The following is a 26,492-nucleotide window of genomic DNA, read 5'->3' on the forward strand; positions in this document are numbered from 1 at the left end:
TTGTAATCAGCTCAAATAAAAAAGGCGACCTTTTGGCCGCCTTTCGTTGTTAATTCCACTAAAGGTTACTTGCTGTGTAAGCCTTTTTTCTCCAGTGCTTTGTAAATAAGCGTTTGCTGGATAAGGGTTACGATGTTCGATACTAGCCAGTAAAGAACTAGACCTGACGGGAAGAACAGGAAGAAGAAAGTAAACATAACCGGCATAAAGGTCATGATCTTCTGCTGCATTGGATCCGTTACGGTTGTTGGGCTCATCTTCTGGATTAAGAACATAGAAGCACCCATCAGTAGTGGCAAGATGTAGTATGGGTCTTGCGCTGAAAGGTCATGAATCCAACCAAAGAATGGTGAGTGACGTAGCTCTACCGATTCCATTAGTGCCCAGTAAAGAGCGATGAAAATAGGCATCTGTAGAATCAGAGGTAAACAGCCACCAAGTGGGTTTACTTTCTCTTTCTTATACAGTTCCATCATTTCTTGGCTCATGCGTTGACGGTCATCGCCAATACGCTCACGCATCGCTTGCAGCTTAGGCTGAAGCATACGCATTTTCGCCATTGAGGTGTACTGTGCCTTAGTCAGTGGGTACATCGCACCACGGACAATGAAGGTCAAACAGATGATTGCCACACCCCAGTTGCTAACAAAGCCTTGAATGAACGAAAGCAGTGAGTGCAGAGGTTTTGCAATAAACCATAACCAACCGTAGTCAACTACTAGGTCTAGGTTTGGTGCCACTTCAGCCATTTGGTCTTGCAGTTTAGGACCAACCCAAAGTGTTGCTTTGAAGTTTGCGCTATCGCCATCCGCAATGGTTTTGTTTGGCATGCGAACACCGATATCACCTAGGTTACCGATCACGCGAGTGTAAAGGTTAGTACCTGGTTCATCACGTGGAATCCACGCAGTTGCGAAGTAGTGCTGGATCATCGCTGCCCAACCCTGACCATTAGTCAGTGGTAGAGATAGGTTACGATCTTGCATGTCTTCGAAGCTGTACTTCTTGTAGCGAGTATCTTCAGTAGAGTATGCACCACCGCGGTAAGTTGGCATTGTGATGCTACCACCAGCGTCAAGTAGGTTTTGACGTAGGTGAGCGTACATACCAAATGTCGCGTTGTTGCCAGATTTGTTTACGATGTCATATTCAACGTCAAGTGCGTAGCTTCCACGCTTAACAATGAATGTTTTTGTGTACTCAAGACCATTGGCAGTGAATGTCATTGGAATACGCAGTTCATCCTGACCGTCAGCTAGAGTAAAGCTGTCTGCGCTTACAGAGTAAGCAGGGCGGTTTGAGCTGCTAAGGTCGATACCTTGAGGGCCTACAAGACCACTTTGCGCGATAAACTGATGGCCGGCTTCGTTCTTAAGCAGAACAAATGGGTCAGATGAATCTAGCTCGTTTGAGTATTGGTTTAGGTCTGCATGAATAACATCACCACCCACCGTATCAATCGACAGAGTCAATACATCAGTGGTCACAGTAACCGTTTTAGCAGAAGCTTGCTGCATTGGAGCTGGATCTAGCTCGTCGGCAAAAGATGGTGCAGGTAGAGTACTGCTTGATTGAGCCTGCTCAACCGGCTGAGGCGTTGGATTCTTTGCAACTTGCCATTGCTGGAACAATAGGAAAGAAACCAGTGCTAGCGCGATTAACAGGATATTACGTTGAGAATCCATCGTTATTTATCTCTGTCTTGTTTTTGGACTGGTGGAACGGGGTCATACCCCCCTTCATTCAAAGGATGGCATTTTAATAGACGTTTGCTCGATAACCAACACCCTTTTACAAAACCGTGAGCTTTTAACGCTTCAATGGCATAAGTAGAGCAGGTTGGAGTAAAACGACAGCGTGGTCCGATAAGCGGACTAATAAAACCTTGATAGAGACGGACGAATCCGATTGCTAACCACGCGAAGGGCGAGACAGGCGCTGCCATAATTTATCAAACAGTTTGAAAATATCTTCATTGCTTAAATCTTGCGCGCTTTTCTTGGCAATAACAACAAAATCTTTGTTAGCAAGCTGATGTTGATTGTTACGAAAGCTTTCACGTGCAAGGCGCTTAAAACGGTTACGACCTACAGCGGTTTTGATCTGTTTCTTGGGAACGGCTAAACCTAGTCGAGGATGAGATAGGCTATTTTTACGAGCAATGATGGTGAAATGAGGTGAGCCAGCTCTGTGAGCTTGCTGAAAGACATTTTGATAATGCTCGGGAGTTAACAAGCGTAACTCCCGATTGAACGCGTACGTTTTCAAAATAATCTAACGATTACTTAGAAAGACGCTTACGGCCTTTTGCACGACGTGCATTGATAGTAGCACGACCGTTCTTAGTAGCCATACGTGCACGGAAACCGTGAGTACGCTTGCGCTTTAGAACTGAAGGTTGAAAAGTGCGTTTCATGATAATTACCTTTACTGATCAGTAGTTTTAGGTCAATGTTAACCCGGCGTGGGCAATAACGTCTTCTTTATATATAAAGAGGACAAACCGACGCCTCTCAACAAAGAGGCGGAATTGTAATCACAGTCACACAAAGTGTCAATCTTTGTGCAAGCGCTAAATTCCGACCGGGCGATTATACGTAGTGTGAGCAAAATCTCAAGGATCGTTCGATACTATCCGTTGATCTTTACTCAGCACCGACTTGTCGAAGAAATTTTTGCAAGCGAGGATCTTGTGGATTGCCAAAGATATCCTGTGGAGAACCTTGCTCAACAATGTTTCCTTCCGCCATAAAGATCACTCTGTCGGCGACCTCTCTGGCAAATTGCATTTCGTGAGTCACCACCAGCATCGTCTGATGCTTAGTTGCTAAGTCCTTCATTAAATTAAGAACTTCTCCAACCCACTCGGGATCAAGCGCTGATGTCGGCTCATCAAAAAGCAGTAGCTCAGGTTGCAGCGCCATCGCTCTGCCGATACCCACACGCTGCTGCTGGCCCCCAGACAGTGCCGCTGGATAACTATCCCCTTTGTCACCTAAACCAATGTCATCAAGAATCTCTTGAGCACGGCGCAAGGCGTCGGCTTTTTTCCAACCGCGCACCGTGACTAAGCCTTCGGCGATATTTTGTCTCGCTGTCATATGAGCGAAAAGAGCGTAGTTTTGAAACACAAAACCGGTTTTACGCCGCAGAGCTAACACTTCCGCTTTGGTGTGTTTTTCGGTATCAACGCTAACATCATCGATTGTTATGACGCCTTTATCAGCATTTTCGAGAAAGTTAACTGTGCGCAGTAAGGTCGATTTACCTGTGCCACTTGAGCCTATGATAACGATGATTTCACCTTGGTTAATCTCTAGGTCGATGCCTTTGAGAACTTCGGTATCGCCAAAGCGCTTATGGATATTGTTGAGTTTAATCATCGTACATACGCCTTATTCAGTTTTGCTTCCGCCCAAATTTGTACTCTAGTCAGAATGACCACCACACCCCAGTAGATTAAAGCGACCGCTAAGAATGCTTCAAAGAAGCGGAAACTGGATGACGCTTCCATCTGCGCTTTCGCCATGATTTCCGCAACACCGAGCGTAAACGCTAGTGAGGTAGATTTGATCATATCAATGAAGTAGTTCATTAGTGATGGCAGTGCTACGCGAGTGGCTTGTGGCAGGATGACTCGACGCATTGCCTGAGAGGTTGTCATGCCTACAGATAAACTGGCTTCCATTTGGCTGCGATCAATACCGATTATTGCCGCGCGAATACTCTCGGCCATGTATGCCGCGAAGTGAAGAGTCAGACCAATTACAGCTGCGCTGAAAGCATCCAGTCCAACTAACCACGGAAAGATCTGCGGCAGGCCGTAGTAAAGCAGGAATAACTGTACTAACAGTGGCGTACCACGGAAAAAACTGATGTATAGCTGGCTGAGTTGATCAAGAACTGGGACGCGAAATACACGGATATTGGCCAAAATGACGGATAAAATCAGTGAAAATAGCAAACCCCAAGTTGCCATCTCCATCGTGGTGCCAAGATACTTGAGTAGTATCGGCATCAGATCCAGCATGTAGTTAAAATCGAATCCCATAGCCTATTCCAATGATTAAATAACGACGTAAAAAAGCAAAACCCACTGCAAAGGAAGGGAAGCAGTGGGTTTAAGAGTTCTATCTAAATCAGATAGAAATGTCTAATGGTTTACTCGGTGATGTCTGCGCCGAACCACTTCTCAGAGATGGTCTTAAGCGTACCGTCTGCGCGCATAGCTGCGAGTGCTTGGTTCACTTCTGCTTGAAGCTTTTTACCATTCTCGTTGTCAACAAATGGCCAAGCATTCTGGATGGTTTCAAATGGCTGACCCGCAAGTTGTAGCGGAAGACCGGTTTTCTTGATCAGCTCTAATGCTGACAAGCGATCCATCACGAATGCATCTGCACGGCCTAGTGCGACATCATGCTCAATACCTGTGTCGTATGTCTTTATATTGATCTTGCCATCTTTGTCGTAGTTACGCAGTAGCTGCTCGAAGTTAGAGCCTAAGTTTACTGCGACTGTTTTGCCTTCAAGATCTTCAATGCCTTGAATGCTGTCATTGCCTTTACGAACTGTGATTTGCGCGCCATCGACCACGTATGGGTCAGCAAATAGGTACTTCGCCTTACGTGCATCCGTCATAGTGATCTGGTTAGAGATGGTGTCGATACGACCCGTTTCTAACAGACCAAATAGACCAGAGAAGTTAGCCGTGACGTACTCAACTTTGTAATCGTTGCGTTTACCGATCTCATCCCACAGGTCTACTTCGAAACCTTGTAGTTTGTCTTGCTGAACGAAAGTAAACGGGAAGTAGCGACCCGACATTCCGACTTTAACTTCAGTCGCTGCTTGGACAGTAGCAGCAGAAAGCGCGATAGCTGCAACTGCAGCCTTAATCCAGTTTTTCATAGTACAACTCCATATAATTATGGGGATAAATACTACTGTCACTTTACTTAATTAGATAAATAACCAAGTGCAATAACCTAGACAGTAGAGTAATAAGGTGAGGTGATTTGCTGATATTCAACCTGTTAGACGAGGCTAGTTGAGAAAAGACGAAATTTGGATGATGAAAAATTTTCATTCACAGACTTATCACCAGAGCAAAGATCTCACAAAAAATGCCTTAATGTGGATCAAAGTGTGAGTAAAAATGGGGCAGAATGTGTGGATCTAGCGAATAATGTCGAAAATATTGTGAATAACTTAGATCTTATTCACTGGATCGTCGATCATTTGCTGGCGATCTTGGTTATCAACAGGTAAAATTGCCAATCTTTTCAGATCAATTACTTCGAGTGGGGGCACCGTGTCATCTTCGCTTTGGTTGCAATGTTTGCAACAGCTTCAAGAAGAGCTACCAGCAACGGAATTCAGTATGTGGGTTCGTCCATTACAAGCTGAGCTCAATGACAATACACTCACTCTTTTTGCCCCAAACCGTTTCGTATTGGACTGGGTACGTGATAAGTACCTCAACAGCATTAATCGTCTGCTGCAAGAGTATTGCGGTAATGACATGCCAAGTCTGCGTTTTGAAGTGGGTAGCCGACCAGTTGCAGCGCCAAAGCCAGCGCCTAAGCGTACCCCTGCTGATGTCGCTGCTGAATCTTCAGCTCCCGCACAGTTACAGGCAAGAAAGCCAGTCCATAAGACTTGGGATGATGATGCGCAAGCCATTGCGGATATTAACCATCGCTCGAATGTGAACCCAAAACACAAGTTCAACAACTTTGTTGAGGGTAAATCGAACCAATTAGGCTTAGCGGCCGCTCGTCAGGTGTCAGATAACCCAGGCTCTGCATACAATCCACTATTCTTATACGGCGGTACAGGTTTAGGTAAGACCCACCTGCTGCACGCTGTGGGTAATGCGATTGTGGATAACAAGCCAAATGCTAAAGTTGTCTACATGCACTCTGAGCGCTTTGTGCAAGATATGGTAAAAGCGCTACAAAACAACGCGATTGAAGAGTTCAAGCGTTACTACCGTAGTGTCGATGCGCTGCTTATCGATGATATTCAATTCTTTGCCAATAAAGAGCGTTCGCAGGAAGAGTTCTTCCATACTTTCAACGCTCTGTTAGAAGGCAACCAACAGATCATCTTGACTTCAGACCGTTATCCAAAAGAGATCAATGGTGTTGAAGATCGCCTTAAATCTCGTTTTGGTTGGGGTCTAACGGTTGCGATCGAGCCACCAGAGCTAGAAACACGCGTCGCGATCTTGATGAAAAAAGCAGAAGATCACCAAATTCACCTTGCCGATGAAGTGGCGTTCTTTATTGCTAAGCGACTGCGTTCCAATGTTCGTGAGCTGGAAGGTGCTTTAAACCGTGTTATCGCCAATGCGAACTTTACCGGCCGACCAATTACTATCGACTTTGTTCGTGAAGCGCTGCGTGACCTACTTGCCCTGCAAGAAAAGTTGGTGACGATTGATAATATTCAAAAGACAGTGGCGGAATACTACAAGATTAAAGTCGCAGACCTGTTGTCTAAGCGCCGCTCTCGCTCAGTAGCCCGTCCACGTCAGCTAGCGATGGCATTGGCTAAAGAGCTGACTAACCACAGCTTGCCAGAAATTGGTGATGCGTTTGGTGGTCGAGACCATACCACTGTACTGCATGCTTGCCGTAAGATTGAGCAGCTACGTGAAGAGAGCCACGACATTAAAGAAGATTACTCGAACCTGATTCGTACTCTTTCTTCTTAATTCGCACTATTTCTTGATTCACAGTATTCTAAGCATCGAGCAACAATAACGAATTCGGATAAGAGCATCCTATGAAATTTTCCATTGAGCGTAGCCACCTGCTTAAACCACTTCAGCAAGTGTCAGGAGCACTGGGCGGTCGCCCAACTTTACCAATTCTTGGTAACTTACTTCTTAAAGTCGAAGACAACGTACTCTCAATGACGGCAACCGACCTTGAGGTCGAGTTGATTAGCCGTGTTAACCTCGAAGGTGAATTCGAAGCGGGGAGTATTACCGTACCTTCACGCAAGTTTTTGGATATTTGCCGTGGTTTGCCTGATGACTCTGTGATTACCTTTGTTTTAGAAGGCGATCGTGTTCAGGTTCGTTCTGGACGCAGCCGTTTCTCGCTATCGACCCTACCTGCCAATGATTTCCCAAATATTGAAGATTGGCAGAGTGAAGTGGAAGTATCACTAACTCAAGCTGAGTTACGCGGGTTAGTGGAAAAGACACAATTTTCAATGGCGAATCAAGATGTTCGTTATTACCTCAACGGTATGCTGTTTGAGATTGACGGCACAACGCTACGCAGTGTTGCGACCGATGGTCACCGTATGGCGGTATCTCAAACTGAACTTGGTGCTGACTTTGCACAGAAGCAAATCATAGTGCCGCGTAAAGGTGTATTAGAGCTAGTTAAGCTACTCGATGCACCAGAGCAACCTGTTGTGCTGCAAATTGGTAGTTCTAATGTTCGTGCTGAAGTGAACAACTATGTGTTTACCTCTAAGCTGGTGGATGGTCGATTCCCTGATTACCGCCGCGTTATGCCACAGACGACAACTAAAACGCTTGAAGCGGGTTGTGACGAATTACGCCAAGCTTTTTCGCGCGCTGCGATTCTTTCTAACGAGAAATTCCGTGGCGTACGTGTCAATCTAGCTGACACCGAAATGCGTATCACGGCCAATAACCCAGAGCAGGAAGAAGCTGAAGAGATGCTTGATGTCAGCTTTGAGGGTGAGCCGATTGAGATTGGTTTCAACGTTAGTTATGTATTGGATGTGTTGAACACCCTGCGCTGTGAAAAAGTCAGAATTTCGATGTCAGATGCCAATGCCAGTGCGCTGATCGAAAACTCGGAAGACGACAGTGCCATGTACGTGGTGATGCCAATCCGACTCTAGCATGCCGCTCTCTCGTCTTATAATAAAGCAGTTTAGAAACATTGAAGCCTGTGACATTAACTTGTCAGCAGGCTTTAACTTTCTTATTGGACCAAACGGCAGTGGCAAAACCAGTGTCTTAGAAGCGATCTACTTACTTGGTCATGGTCGCTCATTTAAGAGCTCTTTGACCGGAAGAGTGATTCAAAATGACTGTAATGAGCTGTTTGTTCATGGACGTTTTTTGAACTCGGATCAATTTGAGCTACCAATTGGCATTAATAAGCAGCGTGATGGCTCAACAGAGGTTAAAATAGGCGGTCAGTCTGGGCAAAAGCTCGCTCAGCTGGCGCAGGTTTTACCCTTACAGTTGATACACCCAGAAGGGTTTGATTTATTGACTGATGGGCCGAAACATCGTCGCTCGTTTATCGACTGGGGTGTGTTTCATACCGAGTCGGCTTTTTATGATGCTTGGGGGCGATTCAAACGTCTTAACAAGCAGCGCAATGCTCTATTGAAAACAGCAACTAGCTATCGAGAGCTGAGTTATTGGGATCAAGAGATGGCGCGTTTGGCTGAGAGTATCAGTCAATGGCGAGCCGATTACGTTGAGCAAATGAAGGTCAAAGCGGAGCAGATCTGCAAAGCGTTTTTACCCGAGTTCGACATCCAATTGAAGTATTATCGCGGTTGGGATAAAGATACGCCTTACCAAGAGATACTAGAGAAAAATTTTGAGCGTGATCAGGCGTTAGGGTACACCTTTAGTGGTCCTAACAAAGCGGATTTGCGCATTAAAGTGAATGGTACGCCTGTTGAAGATGTGCTTTCACGAGGTCAGTTAAAATTGATGGTGTGTGCACTGCGCGTGGCGCAAGGGCAGCATCTGACAGAAATGACTGGCAAGCAATGTATCTACTTAATTGATGACTTTGCATCTGAATTAGATAGCCAACGTCGTAAGCGTCTAGCTGATTGCTTAAAAGAGACGGGGGCGCAAGTTTTTGTAAGTTCTATTACTGATAGCCAAATTGCGGATATGCGTGATGAAAATGGCAAGATGTTCCATGTGGAACATGGCACAATAGAGCAAAATATATAGCGGAAGATAACTCATGTCTGAAAATTACGATTCATCGAGTATTAAGGTACTAAAGGGTCTGGATGCGGTTCGTAAGCGTCCTGGTATGTACATCGGCGACACGGATGATGGCACCGGTCTGCACCACATGGTTTTTGAGGTGGTGGATAACTCAATTGATGAAGCGTTAGCGGGTCACTGTCAAGACATCGTTGTGACAATTCATGAGGACAATTCAGTATCGGTACGCGATGATGGTCGTGGTATCCCTACCGAAATGCACCCAGAAGAGAACGTATCAGCAGCAGAAGTTATTATGACGGTACTTCACGCTGGTGGTAAGTTCGATGATAACTCATACAAGGTATCAGGTGGTCTGCACGGTGTAGGTGTTTCGGTAGTAAACGCACTCTCTAAGCAAGTAACACTGACTATCCATCGCGGTGGTCAAATCCATACTCAAACTTACCATCACGGTGAGCCTCAAGCGCCACTAGCAGTGATTGGTGAAACTGAGCAAACGGGTACAGAAATCCGTTTCTGGCCAAGCGAAGAGACATTCTCTAACACAGAGTTCCACTACGATATTCTAGCTAAGCGTCTACGTGAGCTTTCTTTCCTAAACTCTGGCGTATCGATCAAGCTACGTGATGAGCGTGAAGAAGATAAGCAAGATCACTTCATGTATGAAGGTGGTATCCAAGCGTTCGTTGATCACTTGAATACTAACAAGACACCAATCATCGAAAAAGTATTCCACTTTAACGCAGAGCGTGAAGACGGTATCGCGGTAGAAGTCGCGATGCAGTGGAACGATGGTTACCAAGAGAACATTTTCTGTTTCACCAACAACATTCCTCAGCGTGATGGTGGTACTCACCTTGCTGGTTTCCGTGCAGCCCTAACGCGTACATTGAACTCGTTCATGGACAAAGAAGGCTTCTCGAAGAAAGCGAAAACTGCAACTTCAGGTGATGACGCGCGTGAAGGTCTAACTGCGGTTATTTCGGTTAAGGTGCCTGATCCTAAGTTCTCAAGCCAAACTAAAGACAAACTGGTTTCTTCTGAAGTGAAGTCAGCAGTTGAGCAAGCTATGGGTGAGAAACTGTCTGAGTTCCTAATTGAGCACCCAGCAGAAGCGAAAACGGTTTGTACTAAGATTATCGACGCAGCTCGTGCTCGTGATGCGGCGCGTAAAGCTCGTGAAATGACTCGTCGTAAAGGCGCTCTAGATCTAGCTGGTCTGCCAGGTAAATTGGCAGACTGTCAGGAAAAAGACCCAGCACTTTCTGAACTATACATAGTGGAGGGTGACTCGGCAGGCGGCTCCGCAAAACAAGGCCGTAACCGTAAGAACCAAGCGATTCTTCCTCTGAAAGGTAAAATCCTTAACGTTGAGAAAGCGCGTTTTGACAAAATGCTTTCTTCTCAAGAGGTAGCGACACTTATTACAGCGCTTGGTTGTGGTATCGGTCGTGACGAGTACAACCCAGACAAACTGCGTTACCACAACATCATCATCATGACCGATGCCGATGTCGATGGTTCGCACATTCGTACGCTGCTATTGACCTTCTTCTATCGTCAAATGCCAGAGCTGATTGAGCGTGGCTACGTGTACATTGCTCAGCCACCGCTTTACAAAGTGAAGAAAGGTAAGCAAGAGCAGTACATCAAAGATGAAGATGCGATGAACCAATACCAAGTGGCATTGGCGCTAGATAACGCATCTCTTCACGTAAACGCACAAGCGCCAGCCCTAGCAGGTGAAGCGCTAGAGAAGCTTGTTCAGCAGTACAACGCGGGCATTAAGCTGGTGGAGCGCATGAGTCGTCGTTATCCACGTGCTCTTGTGCATGAACTGGTTTACACGCCACGTTTAACGGCAGAGCAGTGTCATGACGCCGCGGCAGTTGAAGCATGGACTAAGCAGCTTGTCGAGCAGCTTAATGCCAAAGAAGTGGGTGCAAGCCAGTACAGCTTCGAAGTGGAACAACACGCTGAACTTGATCTTAACCTACCTAAGATTATTGTTCGTACCCATGGTGTGACGCATGAGTTTGCATTAAGTGTTGATCTGTTCAACTCGAAAGAATACGGCAAGCTAGCAGACCTATCTGAAGCGTTAGATGGCCTAATTGAAGAGGGTGCTTACATCAAACGTGGTGAGCGTACTCAACCAATCACAAGCTTTGTTGATGCTCTTGAGTGGTTAATCAAAGAGTCACGCCGTGGTCTAAGCCTACAGCGCTACAAAGGTCTAGGTGAGATGAACCCAGATCAGCTTTGGGAAACGACCATGGACCCAGAGACTCGCCGCATGATGCAAGTAACGATTGAAGATGCGGTTGGTGCAGATCAGCTGTTTACGACGCTAATGGGTGACCAAGTAGAACCTCGTCGTAACTTTATCGAAGAGAATGCACTTAAAGTAGCTAACCTAGACGTTTAGATTGTTTTCTCTTCGCTGGATGAACTGATTTCTGTGTCGAAGGTGCTTATTTATGCTTATAAACTCCGCGCCTTCTCCTTGAACTAAGCTCATCCAGCTTCGATAAAAATAATCTAAAGATTTTAAAAAGACTGTCAGAAATGACGGTCTTTTTTGTTTTCGATATTTTAATTACTTTTCAAATACTTGGAATGTCATTCTCAAGAAGGAGGAACGACAGAGTTGGGGATCTCTAAAAGCACATTGAAAATTTTTTAATTCGGAACCCTTGAAACTATTTTGCTTTAGCCACATATCTATTGTTGAAGAGGGAAGCTGTCTTGCTCAAGAGAGAAGAAACAGAACCTCTGGATTCGCTGATAAGATATCGCTCAGGAGAGGATAACCTTAGAGGCACACATTGAACCGATTTATTACTACGTCCCAGCGTTATAAGAACCCGAGGAGTAGAAAATAAATCCCTTGGCCGGCAAAGATCTCAACAAGATAGATCCGCGCAAACTCACGGCTAAGACTATTGCTTACTATGAGGATAGCATTATGAGAACTGTAGATTTCACTCCACTTTACCGCAACGCAATTGGCTTCGATCGTCTATTCAACATGATGGAAGCAAACACTGCGAAAAACGCTTCTGGCGGTTACCCTCCTTACAACATTGAGCAAAAAGACGAAAACCACTATCGCATTACTATGGCAGTGGCAGGCTTCGCTGAAGAGCAGCTCGATCTGACTCAGAAAGAAAACATGCTGATTGTTAAAGGTGAGCGTAAAAGCGAAGAAGAGAAGCAATACGTTTACCAAGGTATCGCAGAGCGCGATTTCGAACGTAAATTCCAACTGGCAGACTACGTAAAAGTCGTGGGTGCAAGTATGGAAAATGGTCTTCTACACATTGACCTAGAGCGTGAGATTCCAGAAGCGATGCAACCGCGTAAGATTGCTATCAATGGCAGTAACCTAATCGAAGGTTAATTAACTGTCTCAAAAATGAGAGTAAAGAGTGAAAGAGCGCACATTAGCGCTCTTTTTTATTGTACTCGAATCTGTAAATCAGTACTTTCTGCGCCGTAAACTATAAATGTGGAAAATAGAATGAAAAAATTATTATTGGCGGCTTTAGTTATTGCTGTCTCAGGCTGTTCTAGCCTTGTTGCTCCGCTTGCTACTGATTACACCGCATCAAACGGTGAAAAGATTCGTATCGCTTACGCAAACCCTGAAAAATCGGCTAACTGTGAGCTGAAAGGTCAGTCAGCTTTCAACCCTAACTCGCAAAGTATTATGGGGATTGTATCGTTTGGTGATAGCGGAATGGATGCTGAGCACAAAATCAACTCAACTTTTGGTGAAGAAGCAGCAGCAATAGGCGCTAACTATATTAATCGTGGATTTGCTGGCTCTTCTACATACGGTGGTGTGTATCAGCGTTCTTCTACAATAGAAGCAAGCTACTTCCTATGTGAGCACATCCCAGCTCTATAAATACCAACAGCCCAAAGCATGAACTTTGGGCTGTTTTTGTTTTGCTGCGCTTAACCTTGCTGGTAAGCGCGTTCTACTTCCTCTGCGATGATCGTGATACCTTTTTGCATCATTTCATCATCTTGAACATAATTCATTCGCAAGCATTGATGAGCATGTTCCCAGTCATCTTCTTGACCAATAAAGAAGTACTCGCCAGGGACAATCAGTACGCCGCGTGCTTTTAAGCGCTGATACAGTTCCATAGTGGTGATCGGCAACTCATCAAACCAAAGCCAAAGGAAAATAGCCCCCTCTGGTTTGTGAATTCGGAAACGTGAGTCAGTAATTGCTGTTTGCAGTAACTCGACAGCGCGCTGAGACTTCTGTTTGTAGAAAGGTTTAATCACCTCTGAGCTCAGCTTTAACAAATCCCCTTTGCCAATAATGTGGTTGGCAAACGCAGGGCCTAAACTGCCCGGAGCGAGACTGATAATGCCGTTCATATTGGTCATAGCCTGAGTGATTTCTTCACTGGCAATCACGATTCCGCAACGCACACCCGGCAAACCGAGCTTTGATAGGCTCATACAAAGAATGGTGTTTTCATTCCAGAATGGCTCCACATCTTCAAAAATAATATTTGGAAACGGTAAACCGTAAGCATTATCAATGATCAGTGGGATGTTGTTTTCACGCGCGAGCTTATCCAATTTATGGATCTCTTCGTCGGTCAGCACGTTGCCAGTCGGGTTGGTAGGGCGGGATGCACAGATAGCGGCGACAGAGTCATCTACCTTTAGCTGTTCAAAATCGACATGATATTTAAATAGACCATTGTCGAGCATTTCAATCTCTGGGTGGTAAGAGACAAAGATATCTTCATTTATGCCTGCATCGCCATAGCCAATGTATTCTGGAGCGAGCGGCAGTAAGATTTTTTTGTGCGAGCCGTCAGGCTGTTTGCCAGCCAGCAGATTAAATAGGTAGAAAAAGCCACTTTGACTGCCGTTGGTTAAGCTGATGTTTTTTTCTGTGATATTCCAGCCATAGGTCTGTTTAAGTAGCTTGGCGAGCGCTTTAACAAATGCATCTTTGCCTTGCGGGCCATCGTAGTTCGCCATTGCGGCAACCAGCTCTCCACTTTCTAGCAGTTCCTCACTGGCGAGTCGAAAATAATCGAGCATGGCAGGAATGGCGGCCGGGTTACCTCCACCGAGCATGATGGCACCAGGAGTGCGTAGACCATCATTTAAATCATCCATTAACTGGGTAATACCTGAATACTGATTAAATTTTTCACCAAACTTAGAAAACTGCATTACTTTCTGTACCTAATTCATTGTTGTCATTGCTTTAGTTCTTGAACAGCTAGTGCGTGGCTAGCCAATAGAGTAATCCTTGAACATACATTAATGATAATAGGACGAAAAGCACTAAATCAGTGCATTGATAAAGAAAAGCCCAACTCCGAGGAGTTGGGCTTGAGTAGACTTACTTAGTGTAAGGTCTTAGACCCTACTTTCGTGCTTACTTCTGCAGTAAAGAAATATCGGCAATTTCTAAGAACAGGTTACGCAGGTTGTTTAGCAGTGTTAGACGGTTCTTTTTCAGAGCTTCGTCATCTGCCATTACCATTACGTTATCGAAGAAGGCATCAACAGGCTCACGTAGGTTAGCAAGCTTGCTTAGCGCCTCTTGGTAGTTACCAGTTGCGAACGCTGGCTCTAGCGCTTCTGTCATCACTTCAACGCTTTCAGCTAGTGCTTTTTCTGCGTCTTCTTGTAGAAGCGCAAGGTCGATGTCTGTCGCTAGCTCACCGTCGAATTTCGCTAGGATGTTACCTACACGTTTGTTCGCTGCAGCTAGTGCTTCTGCGGCTTCTAGCTCACGGAAGTGAGATACTGCTTTCACGCGCTGATCGAAGTCTGCAGGCTTAGTTGGACGGTTAGCCAGTACAGCTTGGATGATATCCACGCTGAAGCCTTCGTCTTTGTACCATGCATTGAAACGACCAAGCATAAACTCGATTACGTCGTCAGCAACATTTGCGTTAGTCAGCTTGTCACCAAATAGAGACTGAGCTTTAGCGATCAGGTCTGTTAGGTCTAGGTTGTAGCCGTTTTCTACGATAATACGTAGTACACCTAGTGATGCACGACGAAGTGCGAATGGGTCAGAGCCCTTAGGAGCTTGACCAATACCGAAGATACCAACGATAGTATCTAGCTTGTCTGCCATTGCTACCGCAGAAGAGATCCCTGTGCTTGGTAGCTCGTCACCCGCGAAACGAGGCATGTACTGCTCGTAAAGCGCCAGTGCAACTTGCTCATCTTCACCATCGTGAGTCGCGTAGTGCATGCCCATTACACCTTGAGTATCGGTAAACTCGAATACCATTGATGTCATTAGGTCACACTTCGCCAGAAGACCTGCACGCTTAGATTTTTCAACGTCAGCATCGATCTGCTCAGCGATGTAGCCAGCAAGCTCTGTGATGCGGTCTGTCTTGTCTTTGATAGTACCAAGCTGCTTCTGGAAGATAGCTTGCTCTAGCTCAGGTAGACGGTCGATTAGAGGACGCTTACGGTCAGTGTTAAAGAAGAATTCTGCATCCGCTAGACGTGGACGTACAACCTTCTCGTTACCTTCGATTACGTAGCGAGGCTCTTTTGATTCGATGTTTGAAACGAAGATGAAGTTAGGCAGTAGCTTCTTGTTGTCATCGTAAACAGGGAAGTACTTTTGGTCACCTTTCATGGTGTAAACCAATGCTTCAGAAGGTACTTTTAAGAACTCTTCTTCAAACTTCGCAGTTAAGACTACTGGCCACTCAACTAGAGACGTTACTTCTTCAACTAGATCGTCTTCTAGATCAGCAACACCACCAACTGCTGCTGCTGCTTTTTGCGAGTCAGCAAGGATGATCGCTTTACGCGCTTCGTAATCTGCCATTACTTTACCGCGTTCTTCTAGGATCGCTGGGTATTGCTCTGCTGATTCGATAGTGAACTCTTGCTCACCCATGAAGCGGTGACCACGGATAGTGCGGTCTGATGCTACGCCTAGGATCTCACCTTCGATAAGGTCAGAGCCCATCAGCATAGTTAGCGTTTTAACCGGGCGGATAAACTGAGTTGTCTTGTTACCCCAACGCATTGGCTTAGCGATAGGTAGATTACCCAGTGCTTTTGCTGCTAGGTCGACAACGATTTCAGACGTCGCTTGGCCTTTTACTTCTTGTTTGAAAAGAAGCCATTCGCCTTTGTCTGTCACTAGACGGTCAGCTTGTTCAACCGTGATACCGTTACCACGCGCCCAACCTTGAGCCGCTTTAGTCGCGTTACCGTCAGCATCGAATGCCACAGAAACTGCAGGGCCACGCTTCTCTACTACTTTGTCTGCTTGGCCTTCAGCTAGTGCTGAAACCTTAAGTGCTAGACGACGAGGAGCGGCGTACCATTTCACACCTTCGTGTGCTAGGTCTGCGCCTTTTAACTCTGCTTCGAAGTTTGCTGCGAACGCTTCCGCTAGAGTGCGAAGTTGCGTTGGTGGTAGCTCTTCAGTACCCAGTTCAATTAGAAATTCTTTTGCCATGATTACTTCTCCTCGTTGCGGCACATTGGGAAGCCAAGCGCTTCACGTGATGCGTAGTACGCCTCAGCAACAGACTTAGTCAGGTTGCGGATACGAAGGATGTAACGTTGGCGCTCTGTTACAGAGATAGCTTTGCGCGCATCAAGGATGTTGAATGCGTGACCCGCTTTTAGAATGCGCTCGTAAGCTGGAAGCGGAAGTGGCTTCTCTAGCTCAAGTAGCTCTTTACACTCTTTTTCACACTGATCGAAGAAAGTGAATAGGAAATCTACGTCTGCGTGTTCGAAGTTGTACGTTGATTGTTCCACTTCGTTTTGGTGGAAGATGTCACCGTAAGTCACTTTGCTACCGTCTGGTGCGATGTTCCACACTAGGTCGTAAACAGAGTCTACTTCTTGGATGTACATTGCTAGACGCTCGATACCGTAAGTGATCTCACCAGTAACAGGTTTACACTCAAGGCCACCTACTTGCTGGAAGTAAGTAAACTGAGTCACTTCCATGCCGTTTAGCCATACTTCCCAACCAAGACCCCATGCGCCTAGCGTAGGGTTTTCCCAGTTGTCTTCTACGAAACGAATATCGTGTACTAGCGGGTCGATACCAAGAACTTCAAGTGAGCCTAGGTACAACTCCTGAATGTTATCTGGAGATGGTTTTAGAGCTACTTGGAACTGATAGTAGTGCTGCAGACGGTTCGGGTTTTCACCATAACGACCATCGGTTGGACGACGTGAAGGTTGAACGTAAGCTGTCGACATTGGCTCTGGGCCAAGTGCACGTAGACATGTCATTGGGTGAGAGGTGCCCGCACCTACTTCCATATCTAGAGGTTGAACAATAGTACAACCGTTTTGTGCCCAGTAATCCTGCAGCGCGAGGATCATTCCCTGGAAGGTTTTGATATCGTAATTTTGCATAGTAATTCGCGCGATTCTTGTGTCAAAAATTGAGAAAAAATAACAATCAAGTATACCCAGATATTTGGCATGGGAGTAGCGTTAATCTTGATTAATTCCTAGGCAAAATTCTCCTTTAATGGAAATATAATGGCTTATTCGTCCAAATTTTCCTAAAAGGGAGTTTATTTGCAGTTTATCGCTTGAGAAACGCCTTTCAGATGGTTAGAATTCCGCCGTCTTTGGGGAGTAGCTTACTTAACTATCAACACTGGGATGTTAAGTTCGTTCGTCAACATAATTGATGCAAAATCATCATGGCGTTCGAGACGTATCGACCAATTTAATCACAACAATGTCGCATGCGTTTAGCAAGACCTTAGACAAATCATCACGAACCGGGGTGGGGCGTGAGGTTTGTCTTCGGTTAAAATTATAATCCCTGCCCCAGAAGAGCATGTCGTGAGCGTTTTAGCTATTTCTATCACCACCGTTGCCTTGGCGGAAATCGGTGATAAAACCCAACTTTTGTCCCTGCTTTTAGCCAGTCGATACCGTAAACCAGTACCGATCATCGCCGCTATATTTTTAGCTACATTGGCGAACCATGCCCTTGCTGCATGGCTTGGTGTTGTTGTCGCCGATTACCTCTCTCCAGATATTTTGAAGTGGGTGCTGGTGGTGAGCTTTTTGGTGATGGCTGGCTGGGTACTGATCCCTGACAAACTTGATGATGATGAACAGATTTCCAGTCGGGGACCGTTTGTTGCGAGCTTCATTGCCTTTTTTATCGCTGAAGTTGGAGATAAGACTCAAATCGCGACTTCGATTCTTGGTGCGCAGTATCCAGACGCACTGACATGGGTCATTCTGGGTACCACGATTGGTATGTTGCTGGCCAATGTCCCAGTGGTACTTATTGGCAAACTATCCGCCGATAAAATGCCGCTAGATTTAATTCGCAAGATTACAGCTTTGTTGTTTATTGCTCTGGCGACCGCGGCGGCCGTGCTTCAATAACATCGGCTAAGTTGGTGTTAAATATCAATAACTAGCAGTGAAAAGATCCAGTTCAAACTCTGAATTTATTTCATTCTGAGTCGTGATCACTGACATATAAGTGTCATACTTGTCATGGTACTTTAACCATGTGAATGATAGCGAGAGGGCAAGGTTATGCTTACACGTTATATGGGGATGACACCTAAAAGTCAGAGTTATTTGTTCACCTTTGGTCTAGCGCTGTGTTTGCTAGCAATGGTACTGACCGATATGTGGCTACCGATTGTGGCAGGTTCGTTTATTTTGACTGGTTTGACTGTTGAAGCTTGGATTCGAGCTGAACATATTATCCCGATGCATGAAGAGATGCGCGCGATGAGAAAGCAGATCAATAAACTTCAGTCAGAAGTCCGCACACTAGAATACGATGAATAAAACAACGGCAGCCTTTGTGGCTGCCGTTTTCTTTTCTGTTGTGGCGCTTAAGCCATTCCTTTCTTAATCAGATACTGATAAGGCAGTTGTTCGGTTTGCGAACCAATCAATTGGTGGTCCATAAAGCGGCAGAAACTTGGAATGTCGCGAGTTGTTGATGGGTCATCCGCCTTCACTAGCAGTACTTCACCATCTTGCATGGTTCTAATTGTCTTCCTGACCATCATCACTGGCTCTGGGCAGCGTAATCCTTCCGCCTCTAATGTCTTGGTTGCCTGTTCTGGATTGAATGTCATGGTCGTATCTTTGGTTACTCAATTTGGCCTAGATGATACTAGTGAAGAAAAAATATTCAATAACCCCTTGGCAAAGCGATCATTTTGTTTTAATTTAGTTAACAAGTTGGTAACATTTAAAACAGGAGAGCAAGTATGTTGACAGCTTTAGATCGTCTAACCATCTATTCAGTGCTGTGTTTTATCTCTTTTTGCGCACTTGTTTTACGTTCACCAGCAGAATCGTCGTCATTTATGCCTTTGCTCGGCATGGGTGCGACGGTGGTAGGGATTTGGCTTGAGATGCATCGCTGGCCGAGCGCATCTGAAGAACACGAAAACGAACTGTAGCGCTTCCAACTACGCTTCGTTTTTTATCACTACGCTCAACTACATTCCGACACTATCCCCAGTTTTCTTGGGCTTCCCCGCTGAAAAGCGGGATTTTTTTTGCCTGAAAAAGGTACAATACGCCCATGCCCATCTAAAATACGTGGTTTAAGCGTGGAATTAGAAGATATTTATCGTCGAGATCTCAACCTCTTGGTCGCATTGCGCGTACTGATTGAAGAGTGCAGCGTGAGCAAAGCAGCGAATCGCCTTAACCTTAGTCAATCCGCGATGAGTCGTGTTTTAGGGCGGCTGCGCGATATGCTTGGTGACCCTTTGTTCACCCGCCAAGGTCAACATCTGATTCCGACAGAAAAGGCACTCGAAATTGATCGCTGTTTAGGTGAGCCACTAGAATCACTGCGTCAGTTGTTGTCTCCAATTGAGTTTGAACCAAGCAGCTGCGATCAAACGTTTAATATCGCTACGACGGACTACGCAATGCAAACTATCTTGCCGTTTGCTTTGCCACGTATTTATCAAGAAGCGCCCAATGTGTCGTTTAACTTTTTACCACTTCAGCATGATAGATTAGCCGATCAGCTCACCTATGAAGGTGCAGACCTAGCGATCTGCCGCCCAATTGGCCCTGTAGAGCCACTGCGTAGCGAAATTTTGGGTCGGGTTGGGGTGTTGTGCCTACTATCGAAGCAGCACCCATTAGCAGACAAAGAGCTCAGCTTGCAGGATTATCTCAACTACCCGCATGCGATGATCGCTATTAGTGATGGTGTTAAGGCGTTGATTGAAGGGGCGTTAGTTGACCAACCTAAGCGCAAGATGGTGCTGCGTGCGTACCATCTAGAGGCTGCGTTGGCGATTGTCGATACCATGCCACTGATTATTACGGTTCCGGCAGACTTGGCTTATTTGGTCGCTGAACGCTATGACCTAGTCATCAAGCCATTGCCATTTCAGTTTACCCCATTCGACTATTCGATGATTTGGCACCCACGCTGTGAGCATTCGCCTGCTCAGGAGTGGTTACGCGGAATCGTAAAGGAAGAGTGCAGTCGCTTGATTGCCAAGCGCATTGACGATATTGGTTTGGATTGATCGAAAATAATTGGAGACGTCATTCCGGAATTGAGGAACGAAATATCCGGAATTTCTTACGTTTAGAGATTCCTTACTCGCTCGTTCCTCACTCTAAGGAATGACAGAAGTGCTTTTTAGCGATTAAAGCTTGATAACCACACGACCTGTTACTTGACCGTTAGTGATATCTTCCGCGTATTTTGGTGCTTCAGCCAATTCTACTTCAGTACAAGCTTGCTCAAAGTAGCTATCTGGAAGTAGCTCTACCAGTTTCTCCCACGCTGCGATGCGTTTTTCGGTTGGGCAAGAGACAGAGTCAATACCTTGTAGGCGAACGTTACGCAAAATGAAAGGCATCACTGTAGTAGGTAGGTCAAAACCACCCGCTAGACCACATGCTGCTACCGCGCTGTTGTAATCCATTTGAGCCAGTACTTTTGCCAGTACTTTACTGCCTACAGTATCAACTGCGCCTGCCCACACTTGCTTTTCAAGTGGGCGTGCTGGCTCTTCAAACTCAACGCGGTCGATAATGCGACTTGCACCTAGTTTCTCAAGTAGTGGGCCATTTTGCTCAACACGACCTGTTACCGCTGCTACTTTGTAACCTAGCTGCGCCAATAGCGTTACTGCTACTGAGCCAACACCGCCACTTGCACCAGTAACAAGAATTTCGCCGTCTTCAGGCTTAATTCCAGCATCAAGCAGAGCTTGGACACATAGCATACCTGTGAAGCCAGCTGTACCGACCATCATAGCTTTTTTGCTATCAAGCCCTTTTGGTAGTGGAACGAGCCAGTCAGCTTTCAGGCGAGCACGCTGAGCCATACCACCCCAGTGGTTTTCACCAACGCCCCAACCAGTCAGTACTACTTTGTCACCTGCTTGGTAGCGGTTGTCTTCAGAGCTCACTACGGTACCGGCTAAGTCAATACCTGGAACCATAGGGAAATTACGAATAATTTTGCCTTTCCCCGTGATTGCTAAACCGTCTTTGTAGTTTAGTGATGAGTAATCAACATCAATCAGTACGTCGCCTTCTGGCAGTTGTGCTTCGTCGATTTGCTCGATAGAAGCAATAGTACGTTTTTCTTCTTGGTTTAGAATCAGTGCGTTGAACATAAGTGGTCTCCACAAAAAGAGCAGCAATTTAAAAACTGGTTATGAGTGTAGATCCAAATTAGATATGACAAAAATGAAACTTTAGCATTATATCTATGCGCATCACGCATTTTGACCAAAGTATAAGCAAGTGAAAGGTTTTCTACGGATGGGATAACAAAAAAGCCCTTAACCAAGTGGGTTAAGGGCTTAACAGTTTATGAGAGGAAGAACTTGTACGACGGGTTGTCGGTTTCATCCTTACACTGGTAACCCAGCTCGCGTAGGTGAGCAGAGAAGCGAGATAAATCGGATTCATCTAACTCAAAGCCACACAGTACGCGACCATAGTCAGCGCCATGGTTACGATAGTTGAACAAGCTGATATTCCAGTGTGTGCCGAGTGTGCTCAAAAATTTCAACAGTGCACCTGGGTATTCTGGAAACTCAAAGCTATATAAGCGTTCTTTAAGTGGTTTAGAAGGTTTACCACCAATCATATAGCGCACGTGCAGCTTAGCCATTTCGTCATCAGAGAGGTCGACCACAGGGTAGCCACCATCACGCAAGTCATGAATGATGTTATCCAGCTCTTCTTGCCCGTCTTGCAGACGAACACCAACAAAGATATTGGCTAGTGCGTCATCGTTGTAACGATAGTTAAACTCAGTCACGGCACGGCCGCCAATCAAGTTACAGAACTCGAAGAAAGCGCCCTGACGCTCAGGGATGGTTACCGCCAATAGACCTTCACGTTTCTCACCCAGTTCACAGCGCTCAGAGACGTAACGTAGACCGTGGAAGTTAGTGTTAGCACCAGAAAGAACCGTACCTAGGTTTTTATCTTGCAGCCCATTTTGCTCGGCAAATTTCTTCAAACCCGCTAAAGCCACTGCGCCAGAAGGTTCGGCAATCGCACGTGTGTCTTCAAAGATATCCTTTACAGCTGCGCAGATTTCATCACTGGATACCGAGATATGACCATCAATGTATTTCTGACAAAGGCGGAAAGTCTCATCACCAATGCGTTTTACGGCGACGCCATCAGCAAACATGCTCACTTGATCGAGCACCACTGGTTCACCTGCGTCTAAAGCTGCTTTCAAACAAGAAGAGTCTTCTGGCTCAACGGCAATCACTTTGATTTCAGGCATCAGTTGCTTAACTAATACTGCGACGCCTGCCGCTAGACCACCACCACCTACGGGAACGAAGATGTAGTCGAGGTGACCATTTTGCTGCAGCATCTCCATACCAATCGTACCCTGACCGGCAATTACTAGTGGGTGATCGAATGGTGGTACAAAAGTATAGCCATGCTCAGCTGATAGACGCTCTGCTTCGGCTTTTGCCTCGTCAAAGTTATTGCCGTGCAGCACTACGTTACCGCCAAAACCTCGTACCGCTTCGACTTTGATATCTGGCGTGGTTTTTGGCATCACGATAGTGGTCTTGATGCCGAGCTTGGTCCCAGAAAGCGCCATACCCTGAGCATGGTTACCCGCAGAGGCTGCAATAACCCCCGCTGCTTTTTGCTCTTCACTAAGGCTTGCAACCATGTTGTAAGCACCGCGCAGTTTAAACGAGTGTACCGGCTGGCGGTCTTCACGTTTGATTTGCACGTTATTACCAATACGCGCAGCAAGGCGTGGCATCTCTTGAAGTGGCGTTACTGTCGCCACTTCATAAACAGGCGCTCGTAAGATCTGGCGCAGGTAATCCGCGCCAGTTTGAGGTTCTTGCCCTGAAAGTATTGACTCACTCATAAGCTAGTCCTCTAGCTTAGATTTGTCTCGTACTGCACCTTTGTCAGCACTGGTCGCCATACTTGCGTACGCTTTTAGTGCAAATGAAACTTCACGTTGACGGTCGACTGGTTTCCAGCCTAACTCATCTTGTTTTGCACGGCGCTCAGCAAGTTCTTGTTCTGAAACTTGTAAAGAAATTGAACGGTTCGGAATATCAATAGCGATCATATCGCCTTGTTTCACCAAGCCGATCGCACCACCGTTAGCTGCTTCTGGAGAAGCGTGACCGATAGACAAGCCAGATGTACCGCCAGAGAAGCGACCATCCGTCAGTAGGGCACACTCTTTACCTAGTCCCATAGACTTTAGGTATGTCGTTGGGTAGAGCATCTCTTGCATGCCCGGGCCACCTTTAGGGCCTTCGTAACGGATAACAACCACATCACCCGCTTTCACTTTGCCACCAAGGATGCCTTCAACTGCATCTTCTTGGCTTTCAAACACTACCGCAGGGCCCGTGAATTTATGAATACTCTCATCCACACCTGCGGTCTTAACGATACAGCCATCTAATGCAATGTTGCCAGAAAGAACGGCCAGACCACCCTCTTGGCTGAAGGCGTTGTCTTTGGTGCGGATACAACCTTCAGCGCGGTCGTCATCAAGACGATCCCAACGACAATCCTGAGAGAATGCCTGAGTGGTACGAATACCTGCAGGACCTGCGCGGAAGAACTTCAATACTTCTTCATCTTCAGTTTGGATGATGTCGTATTTGGCTAGCTGCTCTTTCATTGACAGACCAAGAACGGTGCGTGCTTGGTTGTGAAGTAGGCCAGCGCGGTCAAGCTCACCAAGAATGGCCATGACACCACCCGCGCGGTGGACGTCTTCCATATGATATTTCTGAGTTGAAGGAGCTACTTTACAAAGGTGTGGAACCTGACGAGATAGACGATCGATATCTTCCATATCGAAGTCGACTTCACCTTCTTGCGCTGCAGCTAGCAGGTGCAGGATCGTGTTGGTTGAACCACCCATTGCAATATCGAGTGCCATTGCGTTCTCAAACGCATCAAAGGTCGCGATGTTGCGCGGTAGTGCAGATTCGTCATCTTGCTCGTAGTAACGACGCGTCAGTTCAACAATGCGACGGCCCGCATTAAGGAATAGCTGTTCACGGTCAGCGTGAGTAGCTAGCATTGATCCGTTACCAGGCTGAGAAAGACCTAGTGCTTCGGTTAGGCAGTTCATTGAGTTAGCAGTAAACATACCTGAACATGAACCACATGTTGGACATGCACTGCGTTCGATCTGCTCACTCTGCTCGTCTGACACTTTCGGGTCTGCGCCTTGGATCATTGCATCAACCAAGTCTAGCTTGATGATTTGATCAGAAAGCTTGGTTTTACCCGCTTCCATCGGACCGCCAGAAACAAAGATAACTGGAATATTCAGGCGCATTGACGCCATTAGCATTCCCGGAGTGATTTTGTCACAGTTAGAGATACACACCATGGCATCAGCACAGTGGGCATTAACCATATACTCAACTGAGTCGGCAATCAGCTCACGTGATGGTAGTGAATAAAGCATGCCGCCGTGGCCCATTGCGATACCATCATCGACAGCGATAGTGTTGAATTCTTTGGCGATTCCGCCCGCTTTTTCAATCTCACGTGCTACCAACTGCCCCATGTCTTTTAAGTGTACGTGGCCTGGTACAAACTGGGTAAATGAGTTAACTACCGCGATGATTGGCTTACCGAAATCTTCGTCTTTAACGCCCGTAGCACGCCATAAGGCGCGCGCACCGGCCATATTGCGTCCGTGTGTTGTGGTTGCTGATCTATATTTTGGCATTGTGTTACTTCCTATATTTGCCGGTGCTTTTTAAGCTTTGTCTGCGTCTTGTGGGTAAACGTAATCTAGCCAACCCCATTTATCTTCTGTGGTGCCATTAAATAGGCCGAAGTAAGCTTCTTGGAGCTCTTTGGTGATTGGGCCACGTTTACCGCTGCCGACTTCAATCTTATCGATAGTTGCAACAGGAACGACCTCTGCTGCAGTACCTGTCATAAAGACTTCGTCTGCTAGGTAAAGCGCTTCACGCGCAATGTTTGCTTCACGCACTTCATAACCGCGATCACGAGCGATAGTCATAATTGAATCGCGAGTGATACCAGGTAGGATTGCGCTGGTTGCTGGTGGCGTAGTGATAACACCATCTTTAATCACGAAGATGTTTTCGCCAGCACCTTCAGATAGGTAACCATCGACACTGAGCGCAATACCTTCATCGTAGCCGTGACGACGAGCTTCACCACCAACCAGTAGTGAAGATAGGTAGTTACCACCAGCTTTTGCCGCTGTTGGAATCGTGTTTGGCGCTGCACGGTTCCAGCTAGAGATCATTGCATCTACACCTTTCTCTAGTGCTTCTTCACCTAGGTATGAACCCCAAGGGAAAGCTGCAATGATCAGATCCATTTCAGTGCCTACTGGTGGGCATACACCTAGACCTACGTTACCCACGAAACCTAGTGGGCGAATGTAGGCGCTATCAAGTTTGTTTTGACGCAGTGTTTCGCGTGTTGCTTCCATAATCTCTTCAACAGTGTATGGAATAGGGAAGCGATAGATTTTCGCTGAATCTTTAAGACGTTTTGCATGCTCTAAATGGCGGAAGACAATTGGGCCTTTAGGTGTGTTGTAGCAGCGTACGCCTTCAAAGACTGAAGTACCGTAGTGCATAGCGTGAGTTAACACATGCACGTTAGCCTCTGCCCAAGGAACCATTTCACCGTTAAACCAAATGTAGTCTGCTGTTTTTGTAGCCATTATTGCCTTCCTTATGCACAAATCTTTTGTTGTAGGTTGTTATTTGGGAGTTCGTCACTCGCAATTTGCGTGACTTCAACAGTGCGGACATCCCAAAGTTTCTCGATTTGATTGGTGAGAAATGAAATAGGACGATCACTGTCGACGATGATTTCAACGCTAGCGACTTTGCTTTCGTGGTTTTGCGTGCCAGCTACTTGCTTAACAATAAAACCACGGTGGCGTACCACGCGAAGAACGCGTTCTAACAGTACTGGTTTATCATCCGCTTTGATGTCGATTAGATATCTTTCCATG

26 protein-coding genes are annotated in these 26,492 nt (G+C 46.1%); 10 read left to right on the forward strand and 16 right to left on the reverse strand.

All coding sequences use genetic code 11. From position 1 onward, the window contains the following. Window positions 1-65: 65 nt before the first annotated feature. The 7 genes from yidC to AC5O63_RS20875 form a co-directional block, all read right to left on the reverse strand. On the reverse strand, window positions 66-1,685 hold the full coding sequence (gene yidC, locus AC5O63_RS20845) for a membrane protein insertase YidC (RefSeq protein WP_171325423.1): 1,620 nt from the start codon (window positions 1,683-1,685) through the stop codon (window positions 66-68). 2 nt (window positions 1,686-1,687) lie between these two features. Beyond that, complete coding sequence (gene yidD, locus AC5O63_RS20850; RefSeq protein WP_004743588.1) at window positions 1,688-1,945, reverse strand: membrane protein insertion efficiency factor YidD; 258 nt, start codon at window positions 1,943-1,945, stop codon at window positions 1,688-1,690. Further along, window positions 1,912-2,235 (reverse strand): ribonuclease P protein component, encoded by a 324-nt coding sequence (gene rnpA / locus AC5O63_RS20855; RefSeq protein ID WP_230300094.1) that lies wholly within the window; start codon window positions 2,233-2,235, stop codon window positions 1,912-1,914. Before rnpA ends, yidD begins: the two co-directional genes overlap by 34 nt. 46 nt (window positions 2,236-2,281) lie before the next feature. Beyond that, window positions 2,282-2,416, reverse strand: coding sequence for a 50S ribosomal protein L34 (gene rpmH, locus AC5O63_RS20860; RefSeq protein ID WP_004411068.1), 135 nt, complete (start codon window positions 2,414-2,416; stop codon window positions 2,282-2,284). A gap of 229 nt (window positions 2,417-2,645) precedes the next feature. Further along, window positions 2,646-3,383: an amino acid ABC transporter ATP-binding protein gene (locus tag AC5O63_RS20865; RefSeq protein ID WP_239852373.1), complete on the reverse strand. Its 738-nt coding sequence runs from the start codon at window positions 3,381-3,383 to the stop codon at window positions 2,646-2,648. Further along, entirely contained in the window at window positions 3,380-4,051 is a 672-nt protein-coding gene (locus tag AC5O63_RS20870) for an amino acid ABC transporter permease (protein WP_004743592.1), read from the reverse strand. The genes AC5O63_RS20865 and AC5O63_RS20870 overlap by 4 nt, the downstream gene beginning before the upstream one ends. A gap of 110 nt (window positions 4,052-4,161) precedes the next feature. Further along, window positions 4,162-4,908, reverse strand: a complete 747-nt coding sequence (locus AC5O63_RS20875) for an amino acid ABC transporter substrate-binding protein (RefSeq protein WP_069667989.1) — start codon at window positions 4,906-4,908, stop codon at window positions 4,162-4,164. A 403-nt stretch (window positions 4,909-5,311) separates the two neighbouring features. On the opposite strand from AC5O63_RS20875, the gene dnaA reads away from it, so the two are divergent. From dnaA to AC5O63_RS20905, 6 genes are all read left to right on the forward strand, one after another. Continuing rightward, window positions 5,312-6,718, forward strand: a complete 1,407-nt coding sequence (gene dnaA, locus AC5O63_RS20880; protein WP_004743594.1) for a chromosomal replication initiator protein DnaA — start codon at window positions 5,312-5,314, stop codon at window positions 6,716-6,718. Window positions 6,719-6,789: 71 nt separating this feature from the next. Next, window positions 6,790-7,890 carry a DNA polymerase III subunit beta gene (dnaN, locus tag AC5O63_RS20885; protein ID WP_004743595.1) on the forward strand — a complete coding sequence of 367 codons (1,101 nt, stop codon included), beginning with the start codon at window positions 6,790-6,792 and terminating at the stop codon, window positions 7,888-7,890. Window position 7,891: 1 nt separating this feature from the next. Further along, window positions 7,892-8,974, forward strand: coding sequence for a DNA replication/repair protein RecF (gene recF, locus AC5O63_RS20890; protein WP_494506134.1), 1,083 nt, complete (start codon window positions 7,892-7,894; stop codon window positions 8,972-8,974). A 13-nt stretch (window positions 8,975-8,987) separates the two neighbouring features. Beyond that, window positions 8,988-11,405 (forward strand): DNA topoisomerase (ATP-hydrolyzing) subunit B, encoded by a 2,418-nt coding sequence (gene gyrB, locus AC5O63_RS20895; RefSeq protein WP_494506135.1) that lies wholly within the window; start codon window positions 8,988-8,990, stop codon window positions 11,403-11,405. A gap of 540 nt (window positions 11,406-11,945) precedes the next feature. After that, the gene (locus AC5O63_RS20900) at window positions 11,946-12,380 is read left to right on the forward strand and encodes an Hsp20 family protein (RefSeq protein WP_494506136.1); all 435 of its coding nucleotides are present in this window, start codon (window positions 11,946-11,948) and stop codon (window positions 12,378-12,380) included. Between the two features lie 120 nt (window positions 12,381-12,500). Next, entirely contained in the window at window positions 12,501-12,890 is a 390-nt protein-coding gene (locus AC5O63_RS20905) for a hypothetical protein (RefSeq protein ID WP_494506137.1), read from the forward strand. 50 nt (window positions 12,891-12,940) lie between these two features. On the opposite strand, the gene AC5O63_RS20910 is transcribed toward AC5O63_RS20905, so the two are convergent. The 3 genes from AC5O63_RS20910 to glyQ all read right to left on the reverse strand — a co-directional run bounded on the left by AC5O63_RS20910 (window position 12,941) and on the right by glyQ (window position 17,386). Then, a complete protein-coding gene (locus tag AC5O63_RS20910) occupies window positions 12,941-14,191 on the reverse strand; it encodes a valine--pyruvate transaminase (protein ID WP_494506138.1) in 1,251 nt (416 codons plus the stop codon). Window positions 14,192-14,399: 208 nt separating this feature from the next. Further along, window positions 14,400-16,466, reverse strand: coding sequence for a glycine--tRNA ligase subunit beta (glyS, locus tag AC5O63_RS20915; protein WP_494506139.1), 2,067 nt, complete (start codon window positions 16,464-16,466; stop codon window positions 14,400-14,402). A 2-nt stretch (window positions 16,467-16,468) separates the two neighbouring features. Then, entirely contained in the window at window positions 16,469-17,386 is a 918-nt protein-coding gene (glyQ, locus tag AC5O63_RS20920) for a glycine--tRNA ligase subunit alpha (protein ID WP_004743602.1), read from the reverse strand. Window positions 17,387-17,827: 441 nt separating this feature from the next. Between glyQ and AC5O63_RS20925 the strand changes: the two genes are divergently transcribed. Both AC5O63_RS20925 and AC5O63_RS20930 read left to right on the forward strand, forming a co-directional pair. Further along, on the forward strand, window positions 17,828-18,385 hold the full coding sequence (locus tag AC5O63_RS20925) for a TMEM165/GDT1 family protein (RefSeq protein ID WP_494506140.1): 558 nt from the start codon (window positions 17,828-17,830) through the stop codon (window positions 18,383-18,385). Window positions 18,386-18,541: 156 nt separating this feature from the next. Continuing rightward, window positions 18,542-18,802, forward strand: a complete 261-nt coding sequence (locus AC5O63_RS20930; RefSeq protein WP_494506141.1) for a hypothetical protein — start codon at window positions 18,542-18,544, stop codon at window positions 18,800-18,802. Between the two features lie 47 nt (window positions 18,803-18,849). On the opposite strand, the gene tusA is transcribed toward AC5O63_RS20930, so the two are convergent. Then, window positions 18,850-19,098 carry a sulfurtransferase TusA gene (gene tusA / locus AC5O63_RS20935; protein ID WP_004743605.1) on the reverse strand — a complete coding sequence of 83 codons (249 nt, stop codon included), beginning with the start codon at window positions 19,096-19,098 and terminating at the stop codon, window positions 18,850-18,852. 135 nt (window positions 19,099-19,233) lie between these two features. On the opposite strand from tusA, the gene AC5O63_RS20940 reads away from it, so the two are divergent. Further along, complete coding sequence (locus AC5O63_RS20940) at window positions 19,234-19,428, forward strand: hypothetical protein (RefSeq protein WP_004743607.1); 195 nt, start codon at window positions 19,234-19,236, stop codon at window positions 19,426-19,428. 153 nt (window positions 19,429-19,581) lie between these two features. Continuing rightward, window positions 19,582-20,523, forward strand: coding sequence for a LysR family transcriptional regulator (locus AC5O63_RS20945; protein ID WP_004743608.1), 942 nt, complete (start codon window positions 19,582-19,584; stop codon window positions 20,521-20,523). Between the two features lie 123 nt (window positions 20,524-20,646). On the opposite strand, the gene acuI is transcribed toward AC5O63_RS20945, so the two are convergent. From acuI to ilvM, 5 genes are all read right to left on the reverse strand, one after another. Beyond that, complete coding sequence (gene acuI, locus AC5O63_RS20950) at window positions 20,647-21,627, reverse strand: acrylyl-CoA reductase (NADPH) (protein ID WP_239827195.1); 981 nt, start codon at window positions 21,625-21,627, stop codon at window positions 20,647-20,649. Window positions 21,628-21,824: 197 nt separating this feature from the next. Further along, complete coding sequence (gene ilvA / locus AC5O63_RS20955) at window positions 21,825-23,372, reverse strand: threonine ammonia-lyase, biosynthetic (protein WP_494506142.1); 1,548 nt, start codon at window positions 23,370-23,372, stop codon at window positions 21,825-21,827. 3 nt (window positions 23,373-23,375) lie between these two features. Next, window positions 23,376-25,217 carry a dihydroxy-acid dehydratase gene (gene ilvD, locus AC5O63_RS20960; protein WP_008075512.1) on the reverse strand — a complete coding sequence of 614 codons (1,842 nt, stop codon included), beginning with the start codon at window positions 25,215-25,217 and terminating at the stop codon, window positions 23,376-23,378. Between the two features lie 30 nt (window positions 25,218-25,247). Further along, window positions 25,248-26,195, reverse strand: coding sequence for a branched-chain-amino-acid transaminase (gene ilvE / locus AC5O63_RS20965; RefSeq protein ID WP_171325403.1), 948 nt, complete (start codon window positions 26,193-26,195; stop codon window positions 25,248-25,250). Window positions 26,196-26,206: 11 nt separating this feature from the next. Further along, window positions 26,207-26,491 (reverse strand): acetolactate synthase 2 small subunit, encoded by a 285-nt coding sequence (gene ilvM, locus AC5O63_RS20970; RefSeq protein ID WP_004743613.1) that lies wholly within the window; start codon window positions 26,489-26,491, stop codon window positions 26,207-26,209. Window position 26,492 lies beyond the last annotated feature (1 nt).

This window comes from Vibrio sp. SCP2 (assembly GCF_059295395.1).